At 57.8% G+C, this 26,734-nt stretch carries 25 protein-coding genes; 20 read left to right on the top strand and 5 right to left on the bottom strand.

From position 1 onward, the window contains the following. Nucleotides 1-187 precede the first annotated feature (187 nt). Nucleotides 188-970: an IclR family transcriptional regulator domain-containing protein gene (locus tag AC3CHX_RS12595; protein WP_488644337.1), complete on the bottom strand. Its 783-nt coding sequence runs from the start codon at nucleotides 968-970 to the stop codon at nucleotides 188-190. 132 nt (nucleotides 971-1,102) lie between these two features. On the opposite strand from AC3CHX_RS12595, the gene AC3CHX_RS12590 reads away from it, so the two are divergent. The 6 genes from AC3CHX_RS12590 (at nucleotide 1,103) to AC3CHX_RS12565 (ending at nucleotide 6,932) form a co-directional block, all read left to right on the top strand. Continuing rightward, a complete protein-coding gene (locus AC3CHX_RS12590) occupies nucleotides 1,103-1,987 on the top strand; it encodes a 4-hydroxyphenylpyruvate dioxygenase (RefSeq protein ID WP_488644336.1) in 885 nt (294 codons plus the stop codon). Next, the gene (locus AC3CHX_RS12585; RefSeq protein WP_488644335.1) at nucleotides 1,980-2,840 is read left to right on the top strand and encodes a shikimate dehydrogenase family protein; all 861 of its coding nucleotides are present in this window, start codon (nucleotides 1,980-1,982) and stop codon (nucleotides 2,838-2,840) included. Before AC3CHX_RS12590 ends, AC3CHX_RS12585 begins: the two co-directional genes overlap by 8 nt. Then, a complete protein-coding gene (locus tag AC3CHX_RS12580; protein ID WP_488644334.1) occupies nucleotides 2,837-3,724 on the top strand; it encodes a sugar phosphate isomerase/epimerase family protein in 888 nt (295 codons plus the stop codon). The genes AC3CHX_RS12585 and AC3CHX_RS12580 overlap by 4 nt, the downstream gene beginning before the upstream one ends. A gap of 66 nt (nucleotides 3,725-3,790) precedes the next feature. Next, nucleotides 3,791-4,264, top strand: coding sequence for a type II 3-dehydroquinate dehydratase (gene aroQ / locus AC3CHX_RS12575; protein WP_488644333.1), 474 nt, complete (start codon nucleotides 3,791-3,793; stop codon nucleotides 4,262-4,264). A gap of 117 nt (nucleotides 4,265-4,381) precedes the next feature. Next, nucleotides 4,382-5,503 (top strand): porin, encoded by a 1,122-nt coding sequence (locus AC3CHX_RS12570; protein ID WP_488644332.1) that lies wholly within the window; start codon nucleotides 4,382-4,384, stop codon nucleotides 5,501-5,503. 82 nt (nucleotides 5,504-5,585) lie between these two features. After that, nucleotides 5,586-6,932, top strand: a complete 1,347-nt coding sequence (locus tag AC3CHX_RS12565; RefSeq protein ID WP_488644331.1) for an MFS transporter — start codon at nucleotides 5,586-5,588, stop codon at nucleotides 6,930-6,932. 51 nt (nucleotides 6,933-6,983) lie between these two features. On the opposite strand, the gene AC3CHX_RS12560 is transcribed toward AC3CHX_RS12565, so the two are convergent. The 4 genes from AC3CHX_RS12560 to AC3CHX_RS12545 form a co-directional block, all read right to left on the bottom strand. Continuing rightward, on the bottom strand, nucleotides 6,984-7,541 hold the full coding sequence (locus AC3CHX_RS12560; protein WP_488644330.1) for a hypothetical protein: 558 nt from the start codon (nucleotides 7,539-7,541) through the stop codon (nucleotides 6,984-6,986). A 77-nt stretch (nucleotides 7,542-7,618) separates the two neighbouring features. Next, nucleotides 7,619-8,803 (bottom strand): chromate transporter, encoded by a 1,185-nt coding sequence (locus AC3CHX_RS12555; RefSeq protein ID WP_488644329.1) that lies wholly within the window; start codon nucleotides 8,801-8,803, stop codon nucleotides 7,619-7,621. Further along, nucleotides 8,800-9,735, bottom strand: a complete 936-nt coding sequence (locus AC3CHX_RS12550) for a chromate resistance protein ChrB domain-containing protein (protein ID WP_488644328.1) — start codon at nucleotides 9,733-9,735, stop codon at nucleotides 8,800-8,802. The genes AC3CHX_RS12555 and AC3CHX_RS12550 overlap by 4 nt, the downstream gene beginning before the upstream one ends. A gap of 133 nt (nucleotides 9,736-9,868) precedes the next feature. Next, complete coding sequence (locus AC3CHX_RS12545; RefSeq protein WP_488644327.1) at nucleotides 9,869-10,600, bottom strand: phosphatase PAP2 family protein; 732 nt, start codon at nucleotides 10,598-10,600, stop codon at nucleotides 9,869-9,871. A 217-nt stretch (nucleotides 10,601-10,817) separates the two neighbouring features. Between AC3CHX_RS12545 and AC3CHX_RS12540 the strand changes: the two genes are divergently transcribed. The 14 genes from AC3CHX_RS12540 (at nucleotide 10,818) to AC3CHX_RS12475 (ending at nucleotide 26,662) form a co-directional block, all read left to right on the top strand. After that, nucleotides 10,818-10,952: a hypothetical protein gene (locus tag AC3CHX_RS12540; RefSeq protein WP_488644326.1), complete on the top strand. Its 135-nt coding sequence runs from the start codon at nucleotides 10,818-10,820 to the stop codon at nucleotides 10,950-10,952. Nucleotides 10,953-12,015: 1,063 nt separating this feature from the next. Next, on the top strand, nucleotides 12,016-13,299 hold the full coding sequence (gene epsL, locus AC3CHX_RS12535) for an XrtB/PEP-CTERM-associated polysaccharide biosynthesis outer membrane protein EpsL (RefSeq protein ID WP_488644325.1): 1,284 nt from the start codon (nucleotides 12,016-12,018) through the stop codon (nucleotides 13,297-13,299). An 11-nt stretch (nucleotides 13,300-13,310) separates the two neighbouring features. After that, a complete protein-coding gene (locus AC3CHX_RS12530; protein WP_488644324.1) occupies nucleotides 13,311-14,693 on the top strand; it encodes an undecaprenyl-phosphate glucose phosphotransferase in 1,383 nt (460 codons plus the stop codon). 128 nt (nucleotides 14,694-14,821) lie between these two features. Continuing rightward, complete coding sequence (locus tag AC3CHX_RS12525) at nucleotides 14,822-15,337, top strand: hypothetical protein (protein WP_488644323.1); 516 nt, start codon at nucleotides 14,822-14,824, stop codon at nucleotides 15,335-15,337. A 110-nt stretch (nucleotides 15,338-15,447) separates the two neighbouring features. After that, nucleotides 15,448-16,410, top strand: coding sequence for an EpsD family peptidyl-prolyl cis-trans isomerase (locus AC3CHX_RS12520; RefSeq protein WP_488644322.1), 963 nt, complete (start codon nucleotides 15,448-15,450; stop codon nucleotides 16,408-16,410). 44 nt (nucleotides 16,411-16,454) lie between these two features. Further along, nucleotides 16,455-17,243, top strand: coding sequence for a polysaccharide export protein EpsE (epsE, locus tag AC3CHX_RS12515; RefSeq protein ID WP_488644813.1), 789 nt, complete (start codon nucleotides 16,455-16,457; stop codon nucleotides 17,241-17,243). Nucleotides 17,244-17,304: 61 nt separating this feature from the next. Further along, a complete protein-coding gene (gene epsF / locus AC3CHX_RS12510; RefSeq protein ID WP_488644321.1) occupies nucleotides 17,305-18,729 on the top strand; it encodes a chain length determinant protein EpsF in 1,425 nt (474 codons plus the stop codon). After that, a complete protein-coding gene (gene epsG, locus AC3CHX_RS12505) occupies nucleotides 18,729-19,604 on the top strand; it encodes a chain length determinant protein tyrosine kinase EpsG (RefSeq protein WP_488644812.1) in 876 nt (291 codons plus the stop codon). The genes epsF and epsG overlap by 1 nt, the downstream gene beginning before the upstream one ends. A 152-nt stretch (nucleotides 19,605-19,756) precedes the next feature. Then, the gene (locus tag AC3CHX_RS12500) at nucleotides 19,757-20,998 is read left to right on the top strand and encodes a polysaccharide polymerase (RefSeq protein WP_488644320.1); all 1,242 of its coding nucleotides are present in this window, start codon (nucleotides 19,757-19,759) and stop codon (nucleotides 20,996-20,998) included. Next, on the top strand, nucleotides 20,988-22,118 hold the full coding sequence (locus AC3CHX_RS12495; protein WP_488644319.1) for a glycosyltransferase family 4 protein: 1,131 nt from the start codon (nucleotides 20,988-20,990) through the stop codon (nucleotides 22,116-22,118). The genes AC3CHX_RS12500 and AC3CHX_RS12495 overlap by 11 nt, the downstream gene beginning before the upstream one ends. A 36-nt stretch (nucleotides 22,119-22,154) precedes the next feature. Next, nucleotides 22,155-23,267, top strand: a complete 1,113-nt coding sequence (locus tag AC3CHX_RS12490) for an acyltransferase family protein (RefSeq protein ID WP_488644811.1) — start codon at nucleotides 22,155-22,157, stop codon at nucleotides 23,265-23,267. After that, nucleotides 23,264-24,331: a glycoside hydrolase family 5 protein gene (locus AC3CHX_RS12485; protein WP_488644318.1), complete on the top strand. Its 1,068-nt coding sequence runs from the start codon at nucleotides 23,264-23,266 to the stop codon at nucleotides 24,329-24,331. Before AC3CHX_RS12490 ends, AC3CHX_RS12485 begins: the two co-directional genes overlap by 4 nt. A gap of 19 nt (nucleotides 24,332-24,350) precedes the next feature. Continuing rightward, nucleotides 24,351-25,184 (top strand): glycosyltransferase family 2 protein, encoded by an 834-nt coding sequence (locus AC3CHX_RS12480; protein ID WP_488644317.1) that lies wholly within the window; start codon nucleotides 24,351-24,353, stop codon nucleotides 25,182-25,184. Then, a complete protein-coding gene (locus AC3CHX_RS12475) occupies nucleotides 25,181-26,662 on the top strand; it encodes a lipopolysaccharide biosynthesis protein (RefSeq protein WP_488644316.1) in 1,482 nt (493 codons plus the stop codon). The genes AC3CHX_RS12480 and AC3CHX_RS12475 overlap by 4 nt, the downstream gene beginning before the upstream one ends. Nucleotides 26,663-26,734: the final 72 nt, after the last annotated feature.

The raw sequence follows: 26,734 nt of genomic DNA, 5'->3' as shown, positions 1-26,734 counted from the left end.
TGTGTCGCCCCCTTCGGGTAATAGTTACAGGCACCTGGAAGAATAATGCGGGAACGCGGTGGGTTTGTCGACTACTCTTCGATCAATCCGATGTGATCTGCAACGGCCCATTGCGCGGGGAAAAGAGTTCAGGAATCAAGGATCGACATGGCGGCGTTCGCGCTGCACAAAAACGCTCCGGCCCGGATCACACCCACAGCATCAAAGTATTGGCCGTGGCCTGTAGCGCGGGGACGCAGCGGGCCGTCGCTTCGGCTCTTGAGCAACTCGAAATCATCATCGACACGCTCAGGGCGCCGACTAGCGCGCCGCGCCGGCTCTTGATCGGGACGGAAATGCCGCGCAGGCCGATTTCATACTGGTTTTCGGTCACGCCGAAGCCATCCTCCCGGATCGCGAGCAGTTCGCGGAACAACTGTTCTTTGTCCAGCAGCGTCGAGTGGGTATAGGCGATCAGCTCAACTCGCTCCAGATAGGCGCGCAAGTCGGCGTCCTGCAGCGCCGCCAGCAGCACCCGGCCGGCGGTCGAGGTGTAGGCCGGCAAGCGCGTGCCGGGCTCGAAGCCGGTGGTCAGCAACCGCGGCGCATTGACGCGGCTGACATACACCACGTCGTCGCCGTCCAGCACGGAATAATTGGTCGATTCCTGCAACTGCAAGGTCAGGCGCTGCAGGAACGGCACGATCGCACGTGGCAGACGCGCCGAATCCAGATACGAACGCCCGAGATTGAGCACTTTGGGCGTCAGCCAGAAGCTGCGGCCGTCGGTGGCCGCCAGGCCGATATGCACCAGCGTCAGCAAATAACGGCGCGCCGCGCTGCGGCTGAGCGCCACTTTTTCGGCCAGCTCGCTCGCGGTCAGGCGCGCCGTATCGTCGTTGAAGGCCGTGATGACGTCGATGCCCTTGATCAAGCCGTCGATCAGATCGCGTTTGGCGACGTCGACTTCCAGCAATTCCGGTTTTTTCATATGCAGATAATGCCGATTTTGTGCGCTAATCGCGCAGAATGAGCGATTGTCGCAGTATTCCCGATTTTCGGCACTATTTTTCTCCGCACGCCATTCCTATACTTGGCCTCATCACTTCAGCCAAGGATCAGCATGACTGCGCAAGAACACAATCCCGAACCGAGTAATCCGCTCGGCATCGATGGTATTGAATTTGTTGAATATGCGACCGCCCAGCCGTTGGCGCTCGGGGCGCTGCTCGAGCAAATGGGGTTTGTGCCGACGGCCCGGCACCGCTCGCGCGAAGTGACGCTGTACCGTCAGGGCACGATGAATGTGATCGTGAATGCCGATCCGCGCGCCTTGCCGCAGTCGGACTCCGACCCGCAATCGACCGTGATCAGCGCCATTGCGCTGCGCGTTCGCGATGCCGATGCCGCTTACCGTCATGCGATCGCGATGGGCGCTTGGGCCATCCAGACCCGCGCCGGCGCGATGGAGCTGAATATCCCGGGTGTGCACGGGGTCGGCGATTCGATCCTGTATTTTGTCGACCGCTTCCGCGATTTTTCCATCTACGACGTCGACTTCAAGCCGATCCTGAACGCCCCGGTCAATCCGCCCGCGCTGGCGGGGCTGCATTTTTTTGGTGTGGTGCAGGCCATCGGCCGCGACCGCTCGCCCGAATGGATCGATTTTTACCAGCAACTGATGGATTTCCGCGCGCTGCCGCAAGGACGCTATTTTGGCGTGCTGCCCAAGGGCACCTTGCTGGAAAGCCCGTGCCACCGCTTTTACCTGCAGTTGGTGGAACCGCCCGACGGCGCCGCCGGCCTGCAATGGGATGAACAATTGATCCGGGTCGGCCTGGGCGCGCCGGATGTGCTGGCCGCGGTGCGGGAACTGAAACAACGGGGCATCGTTTTCATCGACCGCGAGCCGGCGCAATCGAGTGAAAAGGGCGCATTGACGCAACTTTACAAGAGTGGGATCAGCTTCGAACTGGTCGTCAGCCAACTGGAGAGCGAGCATGCTTGATATTTCCGGCAGCACCCGCATTTTTCCGGTCATAGGCTGGCCGGTCGAGCAAGTCAAGGCGCCGGCACTGTTTAATGCCTACTTCACGCGCCATGGCATCGATGCCCGCGTGATCCCGCTCAAGATCGCGCCGGCATCCTATATTGCCGCCGTCCGCATGTTGATGTCGGTGGAGAACGTGGGCGGCATCCTGGTGTCGATTCCGCATAAGCCGATGAGCGTGGACGCGGTAGACCAGCCGACCGCGCGCGCCGTGCTGGCCGGCGCCTGCAACGCGATTTACAAAGGCGCGGATGGCCAGACCCTGATCGGCGACCTGATTGACGGCGAAGGCTTCGTGCGCGCTTTCGATCGTACTTGCACTATCACGCCACTCGGCACGCCATTCGACTGGCCACAGGCGCGGGCGCTGGTGGTCGGCAGCGGCGGCGTCGGCTGTGCGGTGGCGGCCGCGCTGGCGGCACGCGGCATCGGCCATGTGGCGATTTACGATACGCGTATGGCGCAGGCCGAGGCGCTGCGGCAGCGTTTGCAGAACGCGTTTCCAGCCACCGAGGTGGCGATCGGCGCGCCACGCGCCGCGGGCTACGACCTGGTGGTCAATTCGACCCCGTTAGGCATGCACCCGGACGATCCGCTGCCGCTCGACCTGAGCGGTATCTCACCGGCGTGCATCGTGGCCGATTGCGGCATGAAAACCGAAATGACCCGGCTGCTGGCGGAAGCGCAGCAACGCGGCTGCCGCATCCAGAAGGGCCGGGAGATGATGATCGAACAGGCGCCCCTGTACCTCGCGCTGTTCGGCTGGCCGGGCGTGTCTTCGGACGCCTTCCGTGCACTGGAGGCCATATGAACCTGAGCAATTTCGGGATGGACAGCATCACGCTGGCCGGTCCGCTGGAGTCGAAACTGAGCGCGTCGAAGGCGGCCGGCTTTTCCCAGATCATGTTGTGGGCCAAGGACCTGGCCGGCCATCCCGGCGGCCTGGAACAGGCGGTGCGCCTGGTGCGGGCGAGCGGGATGCGCGTCACCGGCATCCAGGTCATGCGCGATTTCGAAGGGCTGTCCGGTGCGCTGCACGAATACAAACTCGACATCGCCAAGAACCTGCTGCAAGTCTGCAAGGCGGTCGGCGCACCGTTGCTGATGGTGTGCTCGAGCACCTCCAGCCACGCCAGCGGCGAACTGCCGGTGATTGCCGGCCATCTGGCCAAACTGGCGACCCTGGCGGTGCCGCTGGGCGTGCGCGTCGGTTATGAAGCGTTGTCCTGGGGCCGCCACGTGAATCAGTACACGCAGTCGTGGGAAGCGGTCGAGCTGGCCGACCATTCGAATCTGGGCGTGGTGATCGATTCCTTCCACATGCTGGCCAATCGGGCCGACTTCGATGGCCTGGAGGACATTCCCAGCCACAAGATCGCGCTGGTGCAGCTGTCCGATTTTATGTGGCGCGACATCCGCAGCGCAGAAGAGCGGCTGGAAACGGCGCGCCATCTGCGCGTGTTCCCGGGCGAGGGCGCGCATTCGAAAGAGCTGTCCGATCTGCTGCGCCGGCTGGACCGCGGCGGTTACCGCGGCGACTACAGCTTCGAAGTATTCAATGACGATTACCTGCAATTGTCGCCGGAGATCGTGGCCGCTCGCGCCCATCGCGCCGCCAAGTGGGTCACCGACCAGGTATTGCGGCGCAGCCTGCAGGTACGCCAGCCCACTGCGGGACACCCGACGATGGCGTAGGCCCCCGGCGTTCACAGAAATAGCTGCACACAACAACAATAATGCAGCCCCAACAAAGGAGACAGTATGAGCACCCACCCAAAATCCGTCCTGGTCCTGAACGGCCCGAACCTCAACCTGCTCGGCAGCCGCGAACCGGCGGTGTATGGCGGCCAGACCCTGGCCGACGTTGAAACCATGTGCCGCGACGCCTGCCAGGCGCACGGCTTCACGCTTGATTTCCGCCAGTCCAACCATGAAGGCGTGCTGATCGACTGGATCCACGAAGCCGGTGCAGCGCAGGCGGCCGGCATGCTGGCCGGCGTGGTGTTGAACGCCGGCGCTTACACGCATACCTCGCTGGCCCTGCACGATGCCATCAAGGGGGCCGCCGTGCACCTGATCGAATTGCATATCTCGAACGTGCACGCCCGCGAAGCGTTTCGCCATCACTCATGCTTGTCGCCGGTGGCGCAGGGGGTGATGGCCGGTTTCGGCATCCACGGCTATGCGCTGGCGATCGCCGCGCTCGCACTGCAGCCGGCAGCGCTCGGCCAGTGAAGCTATTTGCGTTACGGAGGCCCCTCACTTCGGCCAGTCCTTGAGGGGAAAACCGGCGCACTGTCCTTGCGGCGCGCCGGCGCACACATCATAAAAACAAACACTTATGGAGATTTCATGAAGAAAAAACTTGCCGCTGTTTGCGGCCTGGCCGCCTGTTCGACCTTCGCGCAGGCGCAGTCCAACGTCACCATCTATGGAACGCTGGATCAGTATCTGGGTTACATCCACAGCAGTAGCGGGAAGAGCATCACGGGCCTGAACGACGGCGCCATCCTGCGCAGCCGCCTGGGGTTTCGCGGGGTGGAAGATCTGGGCGGCGGCTACAAGGCCACGTTCACGCTCGAGCAGGGGTTGAACGCCGATTCCGGTTCGGCGGCGGACAATAGCCGCTTGTTCGATCGTCAGGCCTGGGTCGGCATGAGTACGCCGCTTGGCGAATTCCGCCTGGGCCGTCAAAACACCGAAATTCAACAGATCGGCGGCGCCATCGATTACACCGAGCGCACCACCTTCGGCTCGATCGTGAATACGTTTGGCGTGCCGTCGCGCTATGACAATGATATGTCGTACAAGACGCCGCGCATCGCCGGCTTCCAGGGGGCAGTCCACTATGCGCTGGCGGAACAGGCGGGTGGCGGCCTTGCTCAGAGCGCCGTCTATCAACTCGCTCTCGACTATGCGAACGGACCGTACCGTGCCGGCTATGCAGGCATCGCTGCCAGGCCCGCGCCGACCGGAAGCGTTAAGGAAAAGGTGCAATACCATAACCTGTACGCCGACTACGATTACGGCCAGGGTAAAGTCTATCTCGCCTATGTGCGCAGCAATAACATCACTGCCAATGCCAACGGATTGACCGCAGCGGCCATCCTGAATAACGTTTCCAGCCCGAATAACCTGTTCCCGGGCACGGATGCGAATGCACGCCGCTACTTCAACATCTACCAGGTGTCGGCTGACTATCGCGTCACGCAGCAACTGCGCGTCGGCGCCCTGTATGGCGTGATCAAGGACACCTCCAGCGGCAATGCAGGGGCGCAGGGCGGCAACGTCGGTGCGTATTACGACATGTCCAAACGGACCACGCTGTACGGTTTCGCCAACTATATGAAGAACGATAGCAACGCCGGCTTCCGTTTCAGCGGTTCCGCCGGTCCTTCGGCCAATCTGGCCGGGGCCGATATCAACGGCAAGAGCCTGGTCGGCCTGCAAGCGGGTATCTTGCATCGGTTTTAAGCGCGTCGTTTCAACGCTACTATTAAAAGAATCCGTTTTTTTAATTTCAGAAAAAATACACTCATAGATCATCGAGGACGGTATGTCTATATCTACAGTATCGCAACAGACCCCGGTTCAAGGCACGGCCGACGCGGGCCAGAAACCGGCCATCCGCTCACCGCGCAAAGCGGCCCTGGCCAGCTGGATTGGCAGCGCGGTCGAATATTACGATTTTTTTATCTACGGCACTGCGGCAGCGCTGGTGTTCGGCAAGATTTTCTTTCCCTCGTTCGACCCCGTCGCGGCCACCGTTGCGGCCTTTGCCACGTTCGGCGTCGGTTATGTGACGCGGCCGATCGGTGCCGTGCTGCTGGGTCACATCGGCGACAAATACGGGCGAAAAAAAGTGCTCACCTTTACCTTGCTGTTAATGGGCATGTCGACTTTCCTGGTCGGTTTGTTGCCGACCTATGGCCAGGTCGGCATTTCCGCCCCCATCATGCTGGTGGTACTGCGCATGCTGCAGGGGCTGTCGGCGGCGGGCGAGCAGGCGGGCGCCAATTCGATGACGCTCGAGCATGCACCGGCGCACCGGCGCGCCTTTTTTACCAGCTTCACCTTGAGCGGAACCCAGGCCGGCCTGATCCTTGCGACCCTGGTCTACCTGCCGATTTCGGCGCTGTCGGAGGAGCAGCTATTGTCCTGGGGCTGGCGCATTCCTTTCTTCCTGAGTGCGATCGTGGTGGCGGTGGGCATGTGGGTACGCCGGACCTTGCCCGAGACCCCGGCCTTCAACGAGGAGGAAAAGGCGCATAAGCAGGCCAGGCTGCCGGTCGCAGAGCTGTTGCGCAACTATAAGGGGAATCTGGGGCGGGTGATCTTTGCAGCGCTGGTGTCGGTGGTCAGCACCATCTTTAGCGTGTTTACGCTGTCGTACGCCGTCAACACGGTGCACATCCCGCGCGCGACGATGCTGACCGTGCTGATTCTGGCGAATCTGGTGGCGCTGGGTGCGATTCCCGCCTTCGCCGCGTTATCGGACCGCATCGGCCGCAAACCCGTGTTTATCTTTGGCGCACTTGGCTCGGCCATGCTGATCTGGCCTTATCTCTGGGTCATTAGTCAGGCGAATATCCCGCTTATCTTCGTGTTCGGCCTACTCTTGTCCGGCGTTGTGTATAGCGCGGCCAACGGCGTCTGGCCCTCCTTGTACGGCGAAATGTTCGATACCCGCGTGCGGCTGTCGGGCCTGGCGATCGGCACCCAGATCGGCTTCGCCTTAGGCGGCTTCGCGCCCACCATCAGCGCCGCGATTCTGAAGCCGGGCGCGGACGGCTGGATGCCGGTTGCGGTATTCGTGAGCGTCACTGCGGTGATTGCCGCCATCTCGGTGGCCACGGCGCGCGAGACCTACCGCACGCCGATGCACGAACTGGGCAGGCACTGAGAAAAGGGGGGAAATAGAAAAGGCAACGCACGACTGACGGCATGGCGGATGTTACTTGCGTTTTGCTGCCGCCCAGGCATCGATAATATGCTGCACATCCGAGCCGTCATATGGCGTCAGTAGGTCTATTTCCGCCCCGAAGACGTCCTGCTTTATCTTGGCCAGAAGGCGCGCGGCATTGTGAAGTACGGTAGTGAACTCCTGGCCGGAAATATCGGCATCGCGCCATACCAGCGCAGGGTTCTCCACGGTTCTTTTGTCGATGTGGAAGTGGGTCTTGTCGCGGATGTGGCGCAACTTGGGAACAATCGCCTTCAGGTCATCCATGTTGATGCCGCATGCCGTTGCTGCCTTGCTTGCTGCCGGTTGATTGCACCTGATGATGTACCAGAGTGAACCCGCTTCCTTATGGTCGTCAAAAATGCGTATGGCACTGGCGATCATGTCGTTGTACAAGGCTTGCTTCGCGATCGCAAAGAAGCTCGTGCCTGTATAGCTGAAACCCGCTTCGTTCAGACGGTTGTATGCGGTCAGCTTCAGGATGGCATGGTTGGCTTCGGCAAAGCTGCGGTTGATCGCAGCAAGGAGCCTGGCATCGTCGGGGCGCATGGCGTTTCGGAGGGTGGATTGACTACGGATAAATAATTTATGTATGTCGATTTTACTCGCTGCGGAATTTGAAGATATCAGCGGTGCAATAAGGGGTAGAGCGCCAGCCCGATCAGCGCCGCGCCAATCACGATGATGGGTTCAGGCAGTTTCTTGATCTTCCAAAGCAGCGCTGCGGTCACCAGCGCCAGCAGCGCGGTCGGCATATCGGTAATCGAACGCTGCGCCAGCACCACTACCGAACCGGCGATGGCACCGATGGCAGCCGCAGTGATGCCGTCCACGAACGCGATCAGCGCCGGCAGCTTGCCGTATTTATTGAAGTACGGGGCCGCGATCACGGTGACCAGGTAGCACGGCACGAAGGTCGCCACGGCTGCCACGCATGCACCCGGCAAGCCGCCGATCAGGTAGCCGATGAAACCGGTGGTGATGACCACCGGGCCAGGGGTAATCATGGCCACGGCCACGGCATCGACGAACTGCTTTTCGGTGAGCCAGTGATGCTCGGTGACGACGCCTGCGTAGAGGAAGGGCACGATGGCCAAGCCGGAGCCGAACACAAAGGCCCCCGCCTTGGTGAAGAACAGCGCGATCTGGATCAGCGTATTGGCATCGGTGGCGGAGGCAAGCGCAAGATTCGGCAATTGCGTAGAAAGCGCCGCGGCCAGATTCGACGAACCGAGCTTTGGCTTGCAGCGGATCAGCCAGACCAGCACGCCCGCTGCAATGAACAGCCAGGCGACTTCCGACTGCGTGATGATGGTCACGGCCGCCAGCAGCAAGAAGATGCCCCACAGCAGTTTGTCGCGGCCAAGGTTCTTGCTGGCGAGCTTGTGCGCGCTGATGGCCATGATGCCGATCACCGCAGCGCCCACGCCGTAGAAAACCGACTGCATCCAGGTCAACCCGCCGAACGCGACGTAGGCCCACCCGAGGGCAAGCACCATCAGGAACGACGGCAGCACGAAGGCAAGTCCTGCCACCGTCGCGCCGAGGATGCGGAAGTGCACATAGCCCAGGTAGATTCCCAGTTGTGCGGCCAGCGGGCCGGGTGCGATCTGCGCCAGCGCAAGCCCCTCCTTGTAGTCTGCTTCGCTGATCCAGCCGCGCCGCTCCACCAAGTCGCGGTGCATATAGCCAATCAATGCGACCGGCCCGCCAAAGCCAAACGCGCCCAGGCGCAGGAAGTACAGGATGAGTTGCCACAAGGTGTAAGGTGGTTTGGCTGCATCGTTCACGTTCGCGATTCCTGTTGTCATTTGGTTTCTCGCTGGAAGGCGCTCAGCAGCCCGTCAAACACGCCGCTGGCTGTCGCCAAAAGTTGATCGTCATCGGTAATGGCTTCACGCAGTCCGGCGAGTACGCTTTCAATTCCGGCAGACTCGGGTGGCTGCACGCCGCCGACATCGAGGTAATGCACCAATGCGCCAAGGCGCTTGAGCGCGACTTGCTCAAGGCCGAAACTGGCCAGCAACACCTCGAAGCTGACGCGGCTTCCTACATGGCTGAAGGTCGCGCCGTCGAAATCAAAGCCCAGCGCATCGGTCGGGCAATCACTGGGCGACTCCAGCCACAGCAGGCGGGCTTGCGGGTCAATGAAGCGCCGGATCAACCAGGCGCAGGCCAGCCGATCCACCCAGGGACGGCGCCGGGTTGCCCATGTGCGGCCTTGGTATTGACTCACTGTCAGGAGGGAGATCGTTGCATTGACCGGGTGAGGTTCGTCCGGGGCCAGTACGCGGGCCGCAGCCAGTTCCAGTTCTTGCAGGGCCGCATCGGCTTGGCGCTGGGCTTCGCCGGGGAAGAAGTCTATGTCGCCAAGGTTGGCAAAGGTTTTGCGTAGCTTGCGCGTCTGTTTGAGCGCATCCATCACCGTGTCGATTGTCAGCGTTTCACGTATCTTGGCGACGTCCACCAGCAGTGCTGCGTAGTCTTCGCTACGGTCGAACAGTCCAACGAAATTTGCGCCATCGGGTTCTTCAACGCGCAGCACCAAGGCGGTCCCGCCACCTGAAAGCACGTCTGCGGCGACCGCTTCCAGTGTGATGCGACAAGGTTCGCGTTCCGGCATCAGATAGACGCCGTCGCGCAACACGGCGGCACCGGATGCCTTGAGTGCGCGCCATGCACGCATGCGCGCCGTTGCGTTCTCTGTTGGCAGGCTGGTAATGAGTGACAAGTATTTATTCATGTAGATAATCCTACGCATAAGTAGGATTATCTACAAGTATATTTATCTTGCGGCTTCGCAAGAAGGACGTTTTCTCGCTAAAGCCCAGCGGGTTGAGGCCTTATAAACTTCTCGTGCGCGCTACTCGGACCTGTCAAAACCAAGTTCTCAAGGTTCCAGGAAGGTATTTTATTATTCCGTGAACAAGCAGTCTGACATCACTGAACAACATGCTTATTTCAACGCTGATCAGGAATAGGGCGGTCTGGAAAGCAGCAGGATACCTGTTCAATAACATCGTGCACGGCCTGTCATATAGATTCATGATGCTTTTTCGAGTACAGAGCAGGACACATGCTATGCCCAGAATTCCTCCAGCGAAAATATCCGTAGGGTAATGCAACCCGAGATAAACCCTTGGCAGGCCAATAAAGATCAGGACGTAGAGAAAGGCGAAGAAGCCAACTGTTCTTGAAATCAGAAAAAAGCCGGTGGCGAGACTGAAAAACAGGGCGGCATGATCGCTTGGAAAAGAGCTCCATAGATATAAAGCCTGCGTCTCTCGCGGCGGCAAGCCAATGTACGCATGGTAGGGCAATGCCGTGTTGGCAAAGGGACGCGGCTGAAAGGGGCCGATATTATTCGCTATTCTGGCGATGAGTACGGCGACCATGCATCCGATCAGCGTTGCGATGATAATCCGCCGGGTGTCCGATTTTGGATCCGTATCCCTGAACCAAAAGAACCAAAGCAGTCCCATGATCGGGAGCCCTTTGAACAGATTTGAGCCTGCAATGTAGTGAACGATTTGATTGAGTGGTGCTGAGACCGATGTGAATTGGCCCAGCCAATTCATCACCGCGAGATTCAAAGAGTTATTCCACATCCTGCTCCGTCCTTCCTTTGAACAATCTGGTTAATTTGCCGGTCCTGAACATTTCGGTTCTTCAAATAGTAAACCGCCTTGGCGCAACAAACTACTGCAAAGCTTGCAGCCGCAGCGCAGATTTCGTTGACCCAGTGCCCTCTGTGTGCGTCAGCGAACAGATATGCTTTAAAGACGGTGGGATTATGCGTACTCCACTCCAACGAAAGGACAGACCATGAAAGTCAAACTCGCGCCAAGCTGTTTCGTCATCTGCACCGTGCTGGCGCCCGTTATGGCCCATGCCGATTCAGATGCAGACCGCACCCATCCGCATTTCTCGATCCGGCCGAAACTTGCATGCGTTCGTTGAATGCCTTCGGCGCGCATGATTTGCTGCGTTGCACAAACGGCATTTTTAGCAGAATGTGTATTAAACACAATGGTGGCCTATGTTTGTCGCAAGTTTCAATACTGCTCCGCATTCGGACTTTGAAAAGAGTCGCAACGTATCACACATTTCGACCAAGCTTCACATTCTTTTTTTTACTTGTGATGGAGGCAGCATTGCGCATATTTATGACATGGAACGTGGCTGATAGCCGCGCTCAATAGATTTCCATCCATGTTTGCTGTTACTTCGGCGGCGCCGATTCTTCATTTGCAACAGGATAAAAAATATCTTGTGTTTTTATATTTTCAATCGCTTCACAAAGGGTCGGCGCTCTGGTTGTTAACTTGAATAGTGATGCAAGGAAACATGTAACAAATTATTTCATTAATGAACTATCAGAATTTTCCTAGATCTTTATGTTGTGCTGCAGCATGAGTCATGTGGCAGTTTGCGTATCAAAAAACTGGGACCATTTCCCTTCTCTTGCATTAGAAAGCGCATGGGCAGGAGAAGTCTGCACCGGATGTACTTAGTTTCATGTTGTGAACCAATACCCGGTGTGATGAGTACTTTGTCAAAGGAAAGATCATGCAAAAAAACCATGGCGTTGATGCGTCCGGCATCAGATGTCCGTTGCAGTGTCGTCACTGCCGCAACGCATGCGGTTGGTGTACATGAGAGAGCGCGGGGCGTGTGTGGAACATCGCGCGCAAGGGGCTTACATAAAGTGCAAACATTCCCTGCATCCCATTCACTATTTTTCCCATTCGCTTCTGCTTTGTCTTGAGCGGATTTGCCGCAACAGCCGATACCCGACTGTTGCTTGATCCCAACCCTGCCCCGACCAATACCGATGGCGGCAATTTGTCTACAACAATTGCTGCTGGCTTGAATCTTTCGAACGATGCAACGCTTCGCCCGTCGGCAGTATTCCGACAAAAACGCATCGATCCTTAAACAACTATTTCCGCCACGTCTTGTTGGCAAGAAAAGTTGGATCGATAACTTTCGGACGCAACTTGATACGCTAGAAAGGTAAATAATGAACAGACGTTTGAAACGCCGCGCCGCATTGCGCCGGTTACCGTGGAAAGCCATTTTCCTGATCCCGATTTGCTCCTGCGTCCCGGCGCTGGCCGCCACCAGCGACCTGGTGCCCACCGACGTCATACCGCCTTCCGATGTCATCGTGCCCACGCCCGATGCGATAACGCCGTATGCAGGGGTTGGCATCGGCTACGACGACAATGTGCTGAGATTGCCGAATACCGCCGCTGCGCAGGCCATGGGGGTGGGCGGCTTATCGGATACGACACGCCGGGAGCAATTCGGTCTCGCCCTGGACAAAACCATCAGCCAACAGCATCTGACGGCGAATCTGAATGTCGCCAACGTCGATTACGACAGATTCACACAACTCGATCATCTGGATAAGAATTTAGCCGCCAATTGGAACTGGCATGCCGGCAATCACGTTGAGGGCAATGTCGGCCTCACCTATTCGCAAGGGCTGACTCCCTTCATCGATTTCCATTTGCTGGCACCGAATATACGCTCGCAGGAGAGCGAGTATGCCGACGCTTCCTGGTTGTTCCACCCGAGCTGGCGCGTACACGCCGGCCTGGTGCACAGCCGCCTGTGGTACGACCTGGCGTCGCAGACAGCAGGTAATAACTCACAGTATCAAACTGAAGCGGGGCTCGACTATATTGCCGCCAGCGGCAGCACCGTCGGCCTGCAGTTGCGCCATACGCGTGCCGATTATCCGAACCCGGAACAGGCGGGCGGCGTGTCGGTATTTAACGGCTATGGGCAGGACGAACTCAAGGCCAAAATCGACTGGCTTCTGACCGGCAAGACGCGACTGCATTTTTTAGGCGGATGGGTCAGCCGGACTCAGGATGATTTTTCCGCGCGAAATTTTAGCGGCATGAATTCACGCGTGTCCGCGGACTGGTCGCCTACCGGAAAAATCGACCTCACGGCCGCTATCTGGCGCGAGATCGGCGCTGTGGACGATCTTTCCAACGTCTACTCCCTGAATCACGGCGCCAGCCTTGCGTCGAGTTGGAAATACTCCGAAAAAATCCGCCTGGTAGGGCAACTCAAATATGAAAAAAGAGATTTCAGTCAATCGACGGCGCATGGCGCCCTCGGTGCCGATCCTAGCGATGTGTTGCGCCAGACGGCGCTGACGATGTTTTACAACCCGACCCAAAAGTGGGAGTTCCAATTGGCGGGTACGCGCACCACGCAGGCCTTAACCAGTTCGCCCGGCGGATTTGTGAGTAACGGCGTGATGCTCAACACGCGTTATGCATTTTAAGGTGGAACAAAATGACCGAGAATGACATTCCCCTGGTTTCGTTCTTCAAGCGTTTGCTTGATCCTGCGATTATTCTTGGCTTGCTGTATCTGATCATCGTGGCGCAGAACGAAGTATTCACCGGCGAATATCTGGTTCTGATGATTATCGCTTTCTTTGTTTCCTCTTTTATCTACGAACAGATTGATCTGTACCGTACCTTGCACGTCGGAAGACAGCTTGCGTACGCCGTGGATATTTTCCTGGGGTGGGCGATCATCGTCGCGATCCTGACGTTGATAGGGCAGGGTACGGGGCTGCGCTATGAGTTCTCGGATCGTGTCATCTGGACCTGGTTTGCGCTTGCGCCTTTTGCGCTTCTGCTGAGTCGTCTGACTGCTTATATGCTGGCATTCAAATTTGGCAAAGACCGTGAAGTACGGACGGCGGTGATCGTCGGCTCCAACGATCCGGGGGTGGATATTCTCAGACGCCTCACGTCGCGCAGCAATGCAGGCATCGACGTGCGCGGTTTTTTCGACGACCGCGACGAAGCCGGCCGCCAGTCTGAACTGAACAGTACGTATCTCGGTCCGATCGCAAGCGTTGGACCGTATGTCCGTGAACACAAAATCAAGACGATCTTTATCTGCTTGCCGATGTCGGCGCACCCGAGTTTGCTGGCCTTGATGGAAGAGCTGCGGGATACGACCGCTTCGGTTTACTTCGTACCCGACATCTATACCTTCGACCTGATACAGGCGCGCCTTGATCATGTCGGCGGGATCCCGGTGATCGGCATCTGCGAGACGCCATTCACCGGCCTGCGCAGCGTGGTGAAACGCGGCAGCGATATCGTTCTGGCGCTGCTGATCCAGATCATGCTGCTGCCGATCATGCTGGTCATTGCGATAGGCGTAAAACGTTCTTCGCCGGGCCCGATCATTTTTGCGCAGCGCCGCTACGGATTGAACGGAGAGGAGATCGTCGTCTACAAGTTTCGTTCAATGGGGGTGTGCGAGGACGGAGCTGTGGTCGATCAGGCTACCAAAAACGATGTGCGCGTTACGCGTTTCGGCGGTTTTCTGCGGCGCACCTCGCTCGACGAGTTGCCGCAGTTTTTCAATGTGTTGCAGGGCCGCATGAGTATCGTCGGCCCGCGTCCGCACGCTGTCGCCCACAACGAAATGTATCGCAAGCTCATCAAAGGCTACATGTTGCGGCATAAGGTCAAGCCGGGCATTACCGGATGGGCGCAGGTCAACGGCTACCGCGGCGAGACCGATACCCTGGACAAGATGCGTTCACGGATTGAATACGACTTGGAATATCTGCGCAACTGGTCGCTGGCTCTGGATCTGTTGATCATCGTTCGCACCGTCAAGGAAGTTTTAAAGAAAGACAACGCGTATTAAGGCGTGAAAAACCACGCACGGCAGTTTGTAACAAATGTTTCAGAAGCGAACCCGCTGTCACCTCGGGTGTCAGACAGCACCAGCCATTGCTGAATGTGATGAGTACTTTTTTTTATAAGGGAAAGATCATGAAAAGAGCCATGTTGTTGATGAGTCTCGTATTAGCAGTTCACTGGGGCGCCGCCATGGCAGCGACGCCCGTCTTTCAACTGAATGCGCATCAGGCCGGCGCACAGCGTCCGATCGATGCCTATCCGTCGAACATCGGGCGCGAGCGCCCATATACGGCAATTCAAACGACCGTCGCAGCCGATTCGGCACTTGCGGCATCCGCTGCTGCCGTTGGTGGAATGGAAGAATCGCATGCCGCCTGGTCCGATGCCCATGCTGTCCCGGTGAGTTTTTCACGGAATGACGATGCTGCTCGCGGACCTAAAATAACGGTGTCCAGTGTCACTGTTCCGGACGACTCGCTGTTTCGTTTTCTCAAGAATTTCAGGGCGCGGCCACTACAAAAACCTGAACGCTGGACCATGCTCCTGGTCGGGCTCTGCTTCTTGCTGTACCAGGTCCGTCGTCGTCCGATGCGCACGTCTATCGGATTCTATCCTTCAACCAGGCTGATCGGACCACATGCTGCCTGAAGCCTTGCCGGGCGGCCGTTTTTCTCTGCCCGAAAAATGCCCGCCGCATCCAAGCAATCTGATTTATTTATGGGAGTCGGATTTTGAATTGCTCTGAACGATTCGACTATATGCGTTTCATCAGTCCCGTGTTGCGCGTAAAAGGCGTGGGAATGCTGGTGTTGCTCACAGCAATGAGTCTGTCCGCCTGTGGCGATCAGAAAAAAATTGCGAGCAAGATACTGGTCAAGGTCAATGGCGACGAGATCACGGCGCGTCAGCTTGAGGCTGAGTTGTTGCATGTCGGCGGCACCCAGGAAGAAAGCGCAGCGCAGCGGCAAGCCATACGCAAGCAGGCCCTGGAAGCGCTGATCGACCGGCAGGTTTTGCTGGATGAAGCGTTGCGCAACAAAATCGATCGCGACCCTAAGGTGATGCAGATTGTCGATCGATTCAAGACGCAGGCGATCGTGCAGGCCTATCTTGAATCCAAGGCAGCGAATCTGGCCACGCCTGCCAAAGCGGAAGTCGACGCCTATTTTCAGGCGCATCCGGAATTGTTCGCGCATCGGAAGGTGCTGGATATCAAGCAATTGACTATCGCCGCGGAAAATTTCGACGGGCAGCTCAAGTCTGTGATGGACTCGGCCAGATCACTGGATCAGGTGGCGGCCTGGCTGGGGGCGCACAAAATCGGGTACGTGAAAACCCAGGTTTCGTACGCCAGCGCCGACCTGCCGCCAGAGATCGCCGGAAAACTCCAGAGTCTGGGCAGAAACCATTTATTTGTCATGAAGGACGGCAAGCGCGATCTGCTCTGCGCGCTGACTGAACTGAGGGATAGCCCGGTCACGGCAGAAGCTGCGGCCGCGCAGATCGAACGCTTTCTGTTCAACAAAAAGATGCAACAAGCGGCGGCTGCAGAAATCGCGCGCTTGCGTTCTTTGGCGAAGCTCGACTACGTCGACAAGCCCGCTGCCTTGATTGTTGAAGAACAAGCGCCGGCATCCGCTACGTCGCCCGACAGGCAAGCGCCGACCGCACGCAACGAGAATGGCGGGCGCGACGTTGCAGAGCCCAAACGAGCAAGATGAATATCTTGCATATTAAAAAATAACTTAACAGGATGAAGACAATGATGAAACGAGTCTACGCATGCTTGCTGGCGCTGCTGCTGGCGGTTTCCGCCATTTCCGCGATGGCGTCCGATACGCCGCTTGGGGCGGGCGACGCATTGAAAATTTCCGTATTCGGGAATCCCGATTTGAGCCTGGAAACAAAAGTCAGCGAAGCAGGAAGCATTACCTTCCCGCTCATCGGCAACGTGAGTGTCGCTGGACTATCGACCTCGGATGCCGAAAAGAAAATCTCCGGCCTGCTGACCGGCGGCGGCTTTCTGCGCAAGGCGGAAGTCAACATCCTGGTCACCGATTTGCAGAGCCAGCAGGTGTCGGTACTTGGCCAGGTCCTGCATCCGGGCCGCTTTTCGGTGAATGGAAAACGCAGCGTGACCGACATGCTGGCAGTGGCGGGCGGCGTCGGCCCCGAAGGCGGCGATACCGCCACCGTCGTTCGTACGCGCAATGGAAAAACCACCAAGCAAGTCGTCAATCTGGTCGACATGATTCAGTCGGCCGACATGACGGCGAATCTTGATCTGGTCAACGGCGATATGGTTTACGTGGATCGCGCTCCGAAGTTTTATATCTACGGGGAAGTACAGCATCCCGGCGGCTATCGGCTGGAGCGGAATATGACCGTGATCCAGGCTTTATCAATCGGTGGCGGCCTCACCCCGCGCGGAACCGAGCGTGGCTTGCGCATCAAGCGGCGCGACGCCAAGGGCAACTTACAGATGATAGACGTGAAAAACGATGAAATGCTGAAGGCCGACGACGTCGTGTATGTGAAGGAAAGCCTGTTTTGATATCCACTACTTATACCGCTGCCATGCCATTTTTTCATGGCAGCGTTCGAGAGGAGCGTTTATGACTTTTTCTCAGCTTCTGACTATCCTGCGTGCGCGCTACAGGATCATTCTATTGACACTGATTGTCACGGTAGCTGCCACTGCGGCATTCAGTCTTGCTTTGCCCAAGACTTACCGGGCATCGACCACGTTGCTGCTCAATTACAAAGGCACCGACCCGGTGTCCGGCCGTATCTTGCCGGCCCAACTGGTCGCCGGCTATATGGCTACCCAGGTCGATATCGTCACCAGCAGGCGCGTCGCATTGAAAGCGGTCGACAACCTTGGACTGGCTGACAACCCGGTCTTCAAGCAGCGCTTCGCCAGGCTCGCGAACGGCAATGGATCGATCCGCGAGTGGCTGGCCGATTCCTTGCTGAAAATGGTAGAAGTGGCGCCTTCGCGAGAAAGCAGCATGATCGAAATCGTCGCCAAGGGCAACGACCCGAAATTCGCGGCAGCGGTCGCGAACGGCTTTGCGGTTGCCTACCAGCAACTCAATCTGCAAATCAAGGTCGAGCCCTTGCAACAGGCTGCGAAGTACTTTACCGGGCAAGTCAAGAGCTTGCGCGACGATCTGGAAGCGGCCCAGAGCAAGCTGTCCGCCTACCAGCAAGCGCATGGATTGGTCAGTACCGACAACCATCTCGACGTCGAATCGGCGCGCTTGAACGATTTGTCCAGTCAACTGGTGCAGGCCCAGGGCCAGGCGATGGAAGCATCGTCGCGCGGCAACCAGGCGATGGGCAGCGGCGGCAGGGACTCGCCGGATGTGATATCGAATACGTTGATCCAGAATTTGAAATCGTCACTGGCGCAAGCGGAAGGAAAATTTGCACTGCTGTCTCAGAATCTGGACACCAATCATCCGCAATACCAGGCTGCGAAAGCCGAGGTCGACAGACTGCGCGCCGAGCTCAACAGCAATATCGGCGCGACCAACAACGGCGTGGCGAATAACGGCCGCATCTTGCGTCAGCGCGAAGCGGAGGTGCGCGCTGCGGTAGCGGCACAGACCGCCAAGGTGCTGCAACTCAACCGTGCGCGCGACGAACTGTCGGTGCTCGGCAAGGAGGTCGAAAGTGCGCAGCGTGCATACGACGCCGCCGCTCTGCGCCTGACCCAGACCGAGCTCGAAGGACAGTCGAATCAATCGGATGTTTCGGTACTCAATCCGGCAGCGGCGCCGATGTTTCCCGCCAGTCCGAATGTAGCGCTGAACGTGGTGCTGTCGATACTGCTTGGCTGCATGCTTGGGCTGGCGTTGGCGGTATTGACGGAAATGGCAAATCGCCGCGTCAGATCCAGCGACGATCTGGCCAGCGTGCTGAAAGCGCCAATGCTTGGCACGATCGCCTGGGGCCGGCCTGCACCACGCAGATCCGCATTCGCCAATCTGTTTTTATCGCGGCGCGCAATCACCGGCTGGAAAGGTCAACCATGATGAACAATCCGGTATTTTCTATCGTCCGTCCTGCTGCCGCTGCCGGGACGGAGGCAAACATGGGCCGCATGCTGCTTGAACAGGGCAAGCTCACGCTGGAGCAGGTGGAAAGCGTGCGCCGTCTGCAAGAGAAAGAAGGGCTTCGCTTCGGCGAGGCGGCGCAGCGCCTGGGCCTGGTCACCGAGTCCGATATTCAACACGTGCTGTCGCGTCAATTCGAATATCCCTACCTGCAGGCGGGCCAGGGCAATTATCCGTTGACGCTGAAGGCCGCTTACCAGCCGTTCAGCGCGGAAGTCGAAGCGCTGCGCAGCGTGCGCAGCCAATTGATGCTGCGCTGGTTCGGCGCCGGGCGCAAGACGCTGGCGATTGCCAGCGTCAACCCGGGCGACGGCACCAGTGTGCTGGCGGCGAATCTGGCGGTCGTGTTCTCGCAGCTTGGCCAGCAGACGTTGCTGGTCGATGCCAACTTGCGCAGTCCTTGTCAGCACAAGATATTCAATCTGGCCACCGGGCACGGGCTGGCCGATGTCCTGGCCGGACGTGCCGGTCTGGACATGCTCGCGATGGCGGAATCGTTCATCGATCTGTCGCTATTGCCCGCAGGATCGCTGGTGCCGAATCCTCAAGAACTGATTAACCGCCCCAGCTTCGGCGTGATGAATGACAAGCTGTGCGACCGTTTTGACGTCATTTTGTATGACACGCCGGCGTTCTCGACCGCCGCCGATGCCTTGACGATTGCCGCACGCGCCGGCGGCGTGCTGCTGGTGGTTCGCAAGGATCATACCCGGGTGGCCGATCTCGCCGCCTTCAGCGAACAACTCCGTTACAGCGGCACCGAAGTCGTCGGATCGGTGCTGGTCAGTTTCTGATCAACGAGTAAGCCAATTGCCAATTCCTGCAGTCGGGCAGAGCGCGCAGCATCAGCGCGACTGCCCCGTTTGCACCACTATGGGCCATAAGTCGTATGCATTCTTTTGCGAACATCGCGAATTCTATTTCTCCTCGCCAGGTCAGTGTGCCAGTGCCAGCCAAACGGACGGTATTTTGGATTCTGCTGGTCGCGCTGGTGTATCAGGCGGTCCTATGCGCGATTCACACGAATGTGCATGCCATTTCCATGGCCGGCGTGGGACTCGCCGAAGCTGTCATCTACCTCGCATGCCTGGTGGTGTTGATCAAGCGCATCCGGCTTGAATTCATTGCCGTCGCCACCTTGGTGGCCGCGTACCTGTTCCTGATGGCGATTTTTCGCAATCAACTGGACCCGAAAGGATTCAGGGACGTGATGATTCCTATCCTGTTCTATGGAATCGGACGGCAAATCGGCGATGTCAAATATGCCGATCGTTTGCTCAAACTGATGGTGCTGCTGGTGCTGGCCTTCGGATTTTTCGAATTGTTTTTTCTGGATGCCTTCTCCCGGGTGTTCAATATCTTTTCCTATTACGTCAGTCAAGGCGGACTGGCCGCCGGTTCCAACTGGGCAAAAGACAGCGTACTGGGGTTGAACGGGATGCGGCCGGAAGGGATCGGGCGCACGATCTTGCCGTCGCTGCTCGGCAATCACCGGATATCGTCGATCTTTCTGGAGCCCGTTTCGCTCGGCAATTTTGCGGTCATCGTCGCGGCCTGGGGTCTGTCGAAGCGGCGCGACGAATTCAAGGAAATGATTTTTTTCGTGCTGGCCGCCGTCACGATGATTGCACTGAGCGACTCGCGCTACGGCATGATCACGGTCGCGGCGCTGGTGCTGATGCGCTGCTTGCCGCTGGGCAGGACCTATGCCTGGATGATCGTTCTTCCATTACTTAGCGCGCTGCTGCTGCTGGGTATCGCGGTATTCTTTAACGGTCCCTATAGCGACAACATCCTGGGCCGCCTTTACGTGAGCGGAAAGACATTATTGAGTCTGGATCTGGGAATGATATTCGGCCTGGACGGATTCAACATCGGTTACGGCGACATGGGCTATCCCTCTTTGCTCACGCGGCTTGGTCTGCTGCTATGCATTTTTTTGTGGGCTGCATTCTGGATGCTCAAAATGGCCGATGAGAGAGGAAATCGGTTCCGCGCCTATATCACGCTGTACATGTCTCTGATCCTGTGCGTCAGCGGATCGTCGCTGTTCGCACTGAAAACCGCCGGCGTTCTGTGGTTCCTGGTCGGCTGCTTCGCAGATCGTCAACAGGATGCAGCGCCGGCGCTGCCCGGAACCGCTTCAACATCGCCCGGCACGAAAAAGGAAACCCCAAATGTCAATTAAAGTCGTGCACATCGTGCGTCAGTATTCTCCCTCCATCGGCGGCATGGAAGACGTGGTCCAGAATATCGCCCGGCAGCAGCGCGAGCATCACGACCAGGTTCCCAGGATCATCACGCTCAACCGGTTGTTCAGAAACGCCAGCGGCATTCTCGCGCCTGAAGCGCTGATCGACGGCGTCGGCGTGGTGCGCCTGCCGTTTCACGGCACCAGCAGATACCCGTTGTGTCCGCAGGTGCTGCAGCATGTCGAGGACGCCGATGTGATTCATGTGCATGGCATCGATTTCTTTTTCGACTACCTCGCGCTGACCAGGCCCTTGCATCGACGCCCGCTGGTGGCGTCGACCCACGGCGGGTTTTTTCATACGAAATTCGCGTCGACGCTCAAAAAGATCTACTTCAATACGGTAACGCGGGCGTCGTCCATGGCTTACGACAAGATCATTGCCACCAGCGACAACGATGGCGATATTTTTACGAAAGTTGTCAGTCCGTCCAAATTGGCCGTGATTGAAAACGGCGTCAATGTGGAAAAATACAGTGGCCAAGCGGCTAGCTCGCCCACGCGGACGCTGATCTATTTCGGCCGTTGGTCTGTCAACAAAGGCTTGCTCGAAACGCTGGCCTTATTCAAGCAATTGGTCGCCCGCCAGCCAGGCTGGAAATTGATCATCGCCGGCCGGGAATACGATCACACCGCAGAAGAGTTGCGTGCCGTGCTGGATGAACCGCAATTTGCCGATGCGGTGCAAATAGTGCCGAATCCGTCCGACCAGGAATTGGCGGCGCTGATCGGACAATCCAGCTATTTCATTTGCCTGTCGCGGCACGAAGGTTTTGGCATCGCGCCAATTGAAGCGATGAGCGCCGGACTGACGCCACTGCTAAGCGACATCCCGCCGTTTCGCAATTTGATCGAGCAATCCAGGATCGGGCTTCTGCTGTCGGCAGGAAAGATCGAAGACAGCATCACGCGCCTGCTGCAATTGCACGAAGAGGCGCAAGCGGCATATGCGCACAGGCGGGAACAAGTGCAGCAGTTCGCGGATCGCTATAACTGGCGGCGTATCGCGGACAAATATGTCGACATATACAAGAATTTAGTCAGCCGAACTGATTGATTGGATGCGCACATTGGAAATCATTTGAAAAAAAATATGGTACCGGCCATCAACAAAACAAGAATCGATGCGATCACTGGCTTGCGCGGACTGGCGGCGCTGTTGGTGGTGTATGGACATTCGGTGGACTGGTATTCGCTTTCCTGGAAAAACGATTTTTCCGGCGAAATCGGTGTGATGATATTTTTTTCATTAAGCGGATTTCTGATGGCTTATCTCTATCTCGGCACCAGGTTTTCGGCCCTGAGCGTGACCGGGTACGCGATATCCAGATTGTCAAGAATTGCGCCGGCTTATCTTTTCATTCTCTTGCTTTCTTTTTTCATTTACACAAACATCGACCCGAATTTCGTCTATGACATATCGAGCAAAAACATCCTGCGCCATATTTTGTTCTCGGGCAATGTGTCGGTGTTCTGGAGCATCACGCCCGAAGTCGAATTCTATTTCCTGTTCGCCCTCGTATGGGCCGCGGCCAGTCGTTACCTGACACGCCTGGATATCGCAGGTCTGGCGTTGCTGGCCTTTGGCTGCTTGATTCTTGTAGCCTACCGGGATGTTTTTCCGGGCACCTTTGTCGGCGCCAAACTGCACTATTTTATGTTTGGGGCCATTGCCGGAATATGCCGTTCGAGAATTGACGCGGAGAGCGTGGATCGAAAATCGTTGAATATCCTGCATGGTTTATTGCTTGCATCGATGTTATTGGTCGTCTCGATGGTATTGATGGGACATGGATCGACAGTCCTTCTTTTTTCGAGCGCCAAGGAATTCTATAGCAGCATTTTGACGGCCGTTTTCGGCGCCTTCCTGGTATTCAGTTTTTCGTTTCCCTCCGCGCTTGGGAAGCTTTTTTTTGGCAACAAGGCCCTCGTTTTGTGCGGCGAATGCAGTTTCTCGATTTATTTGCTGCATATGCCGGTCATTTATTTTTGTCAGAAACTGCTCCGGGCACCGTTTCAGATCGTTTTCCTCCTTCCTTTCATGGTGCTGGTTCTCGGCCTGTCGTGGCTCAACTATCAACTTGTTGAAAGACCCGGAGCGCGGCTCATTAAATCCATGGGCAACTTATTCAAGCGGAAATTCCTTCCGTTCGTTCCGCTGGCGACCAGCGTGCAAGCCCTCACCGTTGAAAGTGATATCAGATGATACAACTCCTACCCATTGCGGCGCGTGACCACTCCTTACCGCTCGCGCGAATCTGGCGCCGCGCAATCGCCATTGCGGCGGCGGTCGGATGCGTCTTGTTGTGGCAACCGGCGGCGGCCAATTGCCTGGATGGCAAACGACTGGTCGGCGTCAATCTGAGCGGCGCCGAGTTCGCTCCTGAGAAATTGCCCGGGACGGTGTTTAAGGACTACGTCTATCCCGATCCGGCCGACATGCGCTATTTTCAGGCGCAGGGCATGAATACCTTTCGGCTGCCGTTCCTTTGGGAGCGGATACAACCGCAATTATTCGGCGCACTTGATCCGGCCGAGTTGCAAAAGATAACGGATACCGTTGCGGCCGCGCGCTCGCAGGGTGCTTGCCTGATTCTCGATGTGCACAATTACGGCCAATATCGCGGCCAGCCTATCGGTTCGTCCGGGGTGCCGCGTGCGGCATTGATCGATTTGTGGGTGCGCCTGTCGGCCACGTTCAGGGATCGCGACCACGTGGCGTTCGGTCTGATGAATGAACCCGCCAAGATGTCGGTTGCGGATTGGGCGGCAACGGCGCAGGAGACGGTTTTCGCCTTGCGAAAAACCGGTGCGAAGAACCTGATCCTGGTTCCCGGAGGAGGCTGGAGCGGTGCACATTCCTGGTCTGCGAAAGATGCCGGGGGGGGCTCGAATGCCGATGCGTTCCGGTCGTTTCACGATCCTGCACATAACTACATGATCGAAGTCCATCAATACGCGGACGCGAATTTTTCCGGAACCGGCGACAGTTGCGTCGACCCCGCACGCTTGAGTGCAGTCATGGCAAGCATCACGCAATGGGCGGTCTCGACCAGACAGCGCCTGTTTCTCGGCGAATTCGGCGTGCCGGTCAACGACCAGTGCCTGAAGGCATTGTCGGCACTTGTGGGCGGGACGAAGGGCAGTTCCGCCTGGGGCGGCTTGACGTATTGGGCCGCCGGCAAGTGGCTGGGGACTTATCCATACAGTATCCAGCCCGATAGCAACGGCGATAAGCCGCAGATGGCCATTTTGAAAACCGGCATCTAACATCATGAAAGGAGATTAAATGAAATTTTCGCTAGTGTTAGCCACGGTAGGACGGCATGACGAGGTCGCCCGGTTTTTAGCGTCGCTGGACGCCCAGGGCTATCGGAATTTCGAATTGATCGTGGTCGATCAGAACGACGATGACAGGTTGGGTCCGCTGCTGGGGAAGTATCGCGACAAGTTTGCGCTGCAGCATGTGCGTTCCGCCCGCGGCTTGTCGCGGGCGCGCAATGTCGGCCTGAAACTGGCGGGCGGAGATGTGATTGCCTTTCCCGATGACGATTGCTGGTATCCGGCGGGCTTGTTGGAAAGGGTGGCGGCGCTATTGAAGGCCGATCCCGGACTTGACGGGATTACCGGGCGCTTCACCGACGGCGACGGTCGCAGCGAGGGGCGCTGGCTCGATCGCAGCATGTTGCTGAACCGCTACAACGTCTGGCGTGGCGCGATTTCATTCAGCATTTTCCTGCGCCGGCGCGTGGTTGACGCCGTCGGACAGTTCAATGAAGCGCTCGGCGTCGGCGCCGGTACCGCCTGGGGCGCCTCGGAGGAAACCGATTTTCTGCTGCGCAGTCTGGAACATGGCTTCAGGCTGAAATTCATGCGCGATTTGATCCTGCATCACCCGGTGAAGACCGCCGGTTTCGACGCAAGCGCGCGCACCCGCCAGCAAAAATATGAGGCCGGCATCGGTCGCGTGATGCGGATGCATGGTTATCCGTTCTGGTATTTCCCGAGCGCATGCCTGCGCACCTGCGCCGGCATTTTGCTGGCTCTGGGCAGTGGCAATTTCCCGAAGGCGCGCTTCAAGTACGTCAGCGTATTGGCGCGCATGCGCGGATGGCGCGGATGATGAGTAAGAAGAACGGCGGCAGCCTGGCGTCCGGATCGATGTGGTCGATCGTGGATAACCTCGCGCAGCAAGTGCTGTCATTCGCGGTCTTTGCGGTGCTGGCGCGCTTTCTGGCGCCGGATGCATTCGGCTTGCTGACGGTCGCGCATCTGTTCATTTTGTTTACCCGGCTGGTGGTATTCGACGCGATTGCGATGCCTATCGTACGTAGCAGCGAGCCAAACGACAGGCTGTATTCCTGGGTGTTTACCTGTTGCACGGTGGCCGGCCTGCTGCTGGCTGCGCTGATGTTTTTTTCGGCCGGCATGGTTTCTTCTCTGTTTCGGGCGCCGCAGCTGAGAACGGTGTTGCAGGGCATGAGCGTCTCGGTTCTCTTCTTCGGCCTGGTGCGCGCCTATGAAGCGCGACTGGTGCGCAACATGATGTTCCGGCAGCTGGCGATCCGCTCGATTGGTTCGGTCATGATTGGCGGCATCGTCGGCATCGCGCTGGCCGGCACCGGCTGGGGCGCGATGTCCCTGGTGGTGCAGCAGGTCACGGCGTCCGGCCTGGCCCTGGTGCTGGTCGTGGCGCAAAGCCGCTGGCTGCCGCGCATCGTTTTTGACCGCACGCTGACGCGCAAATATTGGGACGATATCCGGCAGGTGGGGATGACCGGAATTCTGGGATTTGCCAACAACAATGGCGACTCGCTTCTGGTGAGCATCTTTCTGGGGCCATATGCCACCGGCTTGTACAACCTGGCAAAGCGGGTGACCTCGGCGGTGTATCTGGTGATTGCCAGTTCAATGCATAAAGTGGCGCTGCCGGTGTTCTCCAACGCAGGGACGGATCTGGCCGCGCTGCGTCAGGGCTATTTGAAAATTTTCGGCATTACGCTGTTTTGCGTGGCGCCCTTGCTGTGTTTCCAGGCGGTCCTGGCGCAGCCTTTGGTGGCGGCGGTTTTCGGGGCGAAGTGGTTGCCCGCAGCACCGACAATCGGCGCGCTGGCACTGCTGTATCTGGTGTCGTCGATCATGCAACTGAATGATTATCTGTATTTCGCGATGGGGAAAAACCGCGTGCCGGTGCTGCTTGGCATCGCGCAATTGACGCTCGCGACGGCGCTGGCTGCGGGTTTTTATCGATTCGGCCTGCTCGGCATGAGCCTGTCGTTTTGTGCTGCCTACCTGCTGGTGTTTCCGGTGTCGCAAGTATTGCTGAACCGCGCGCTCGGCCTGAGCGCGCGCATGGTGTGGTATGCGCTGGCGCCGCCGCTGGTGGGCAGCATTGTTTTGTCGCTGGCTTTAGCCGTTTATCGGCTGCTGCTGCCGCAGCACTTCACCAATGTGACGCTGGTCAGCGGAGGCGTGCTGCTTGCTTGCCTGTTGTATCCGTTGATGGTGGCTGTCACGGGTTGGTACATCAGGGCGGTTAACGGGTCCTGGCACGAGTTGCTGCTGTCGACTGTTCGGTTGCGGCGTTTTTTTATGCGATGAGCGCAAGGGTGATTGTTCGACGCTATGCCGGATCAGGTTCTGGCATCTTCGGTTTTAGGTAATGCTATTCAA

The organism is Glaciimonas sp. OK215, from assembly GCF_057787885.1.
This window is presented reverse-complemented; position numbering and strand designations above follow the sequence as displayed.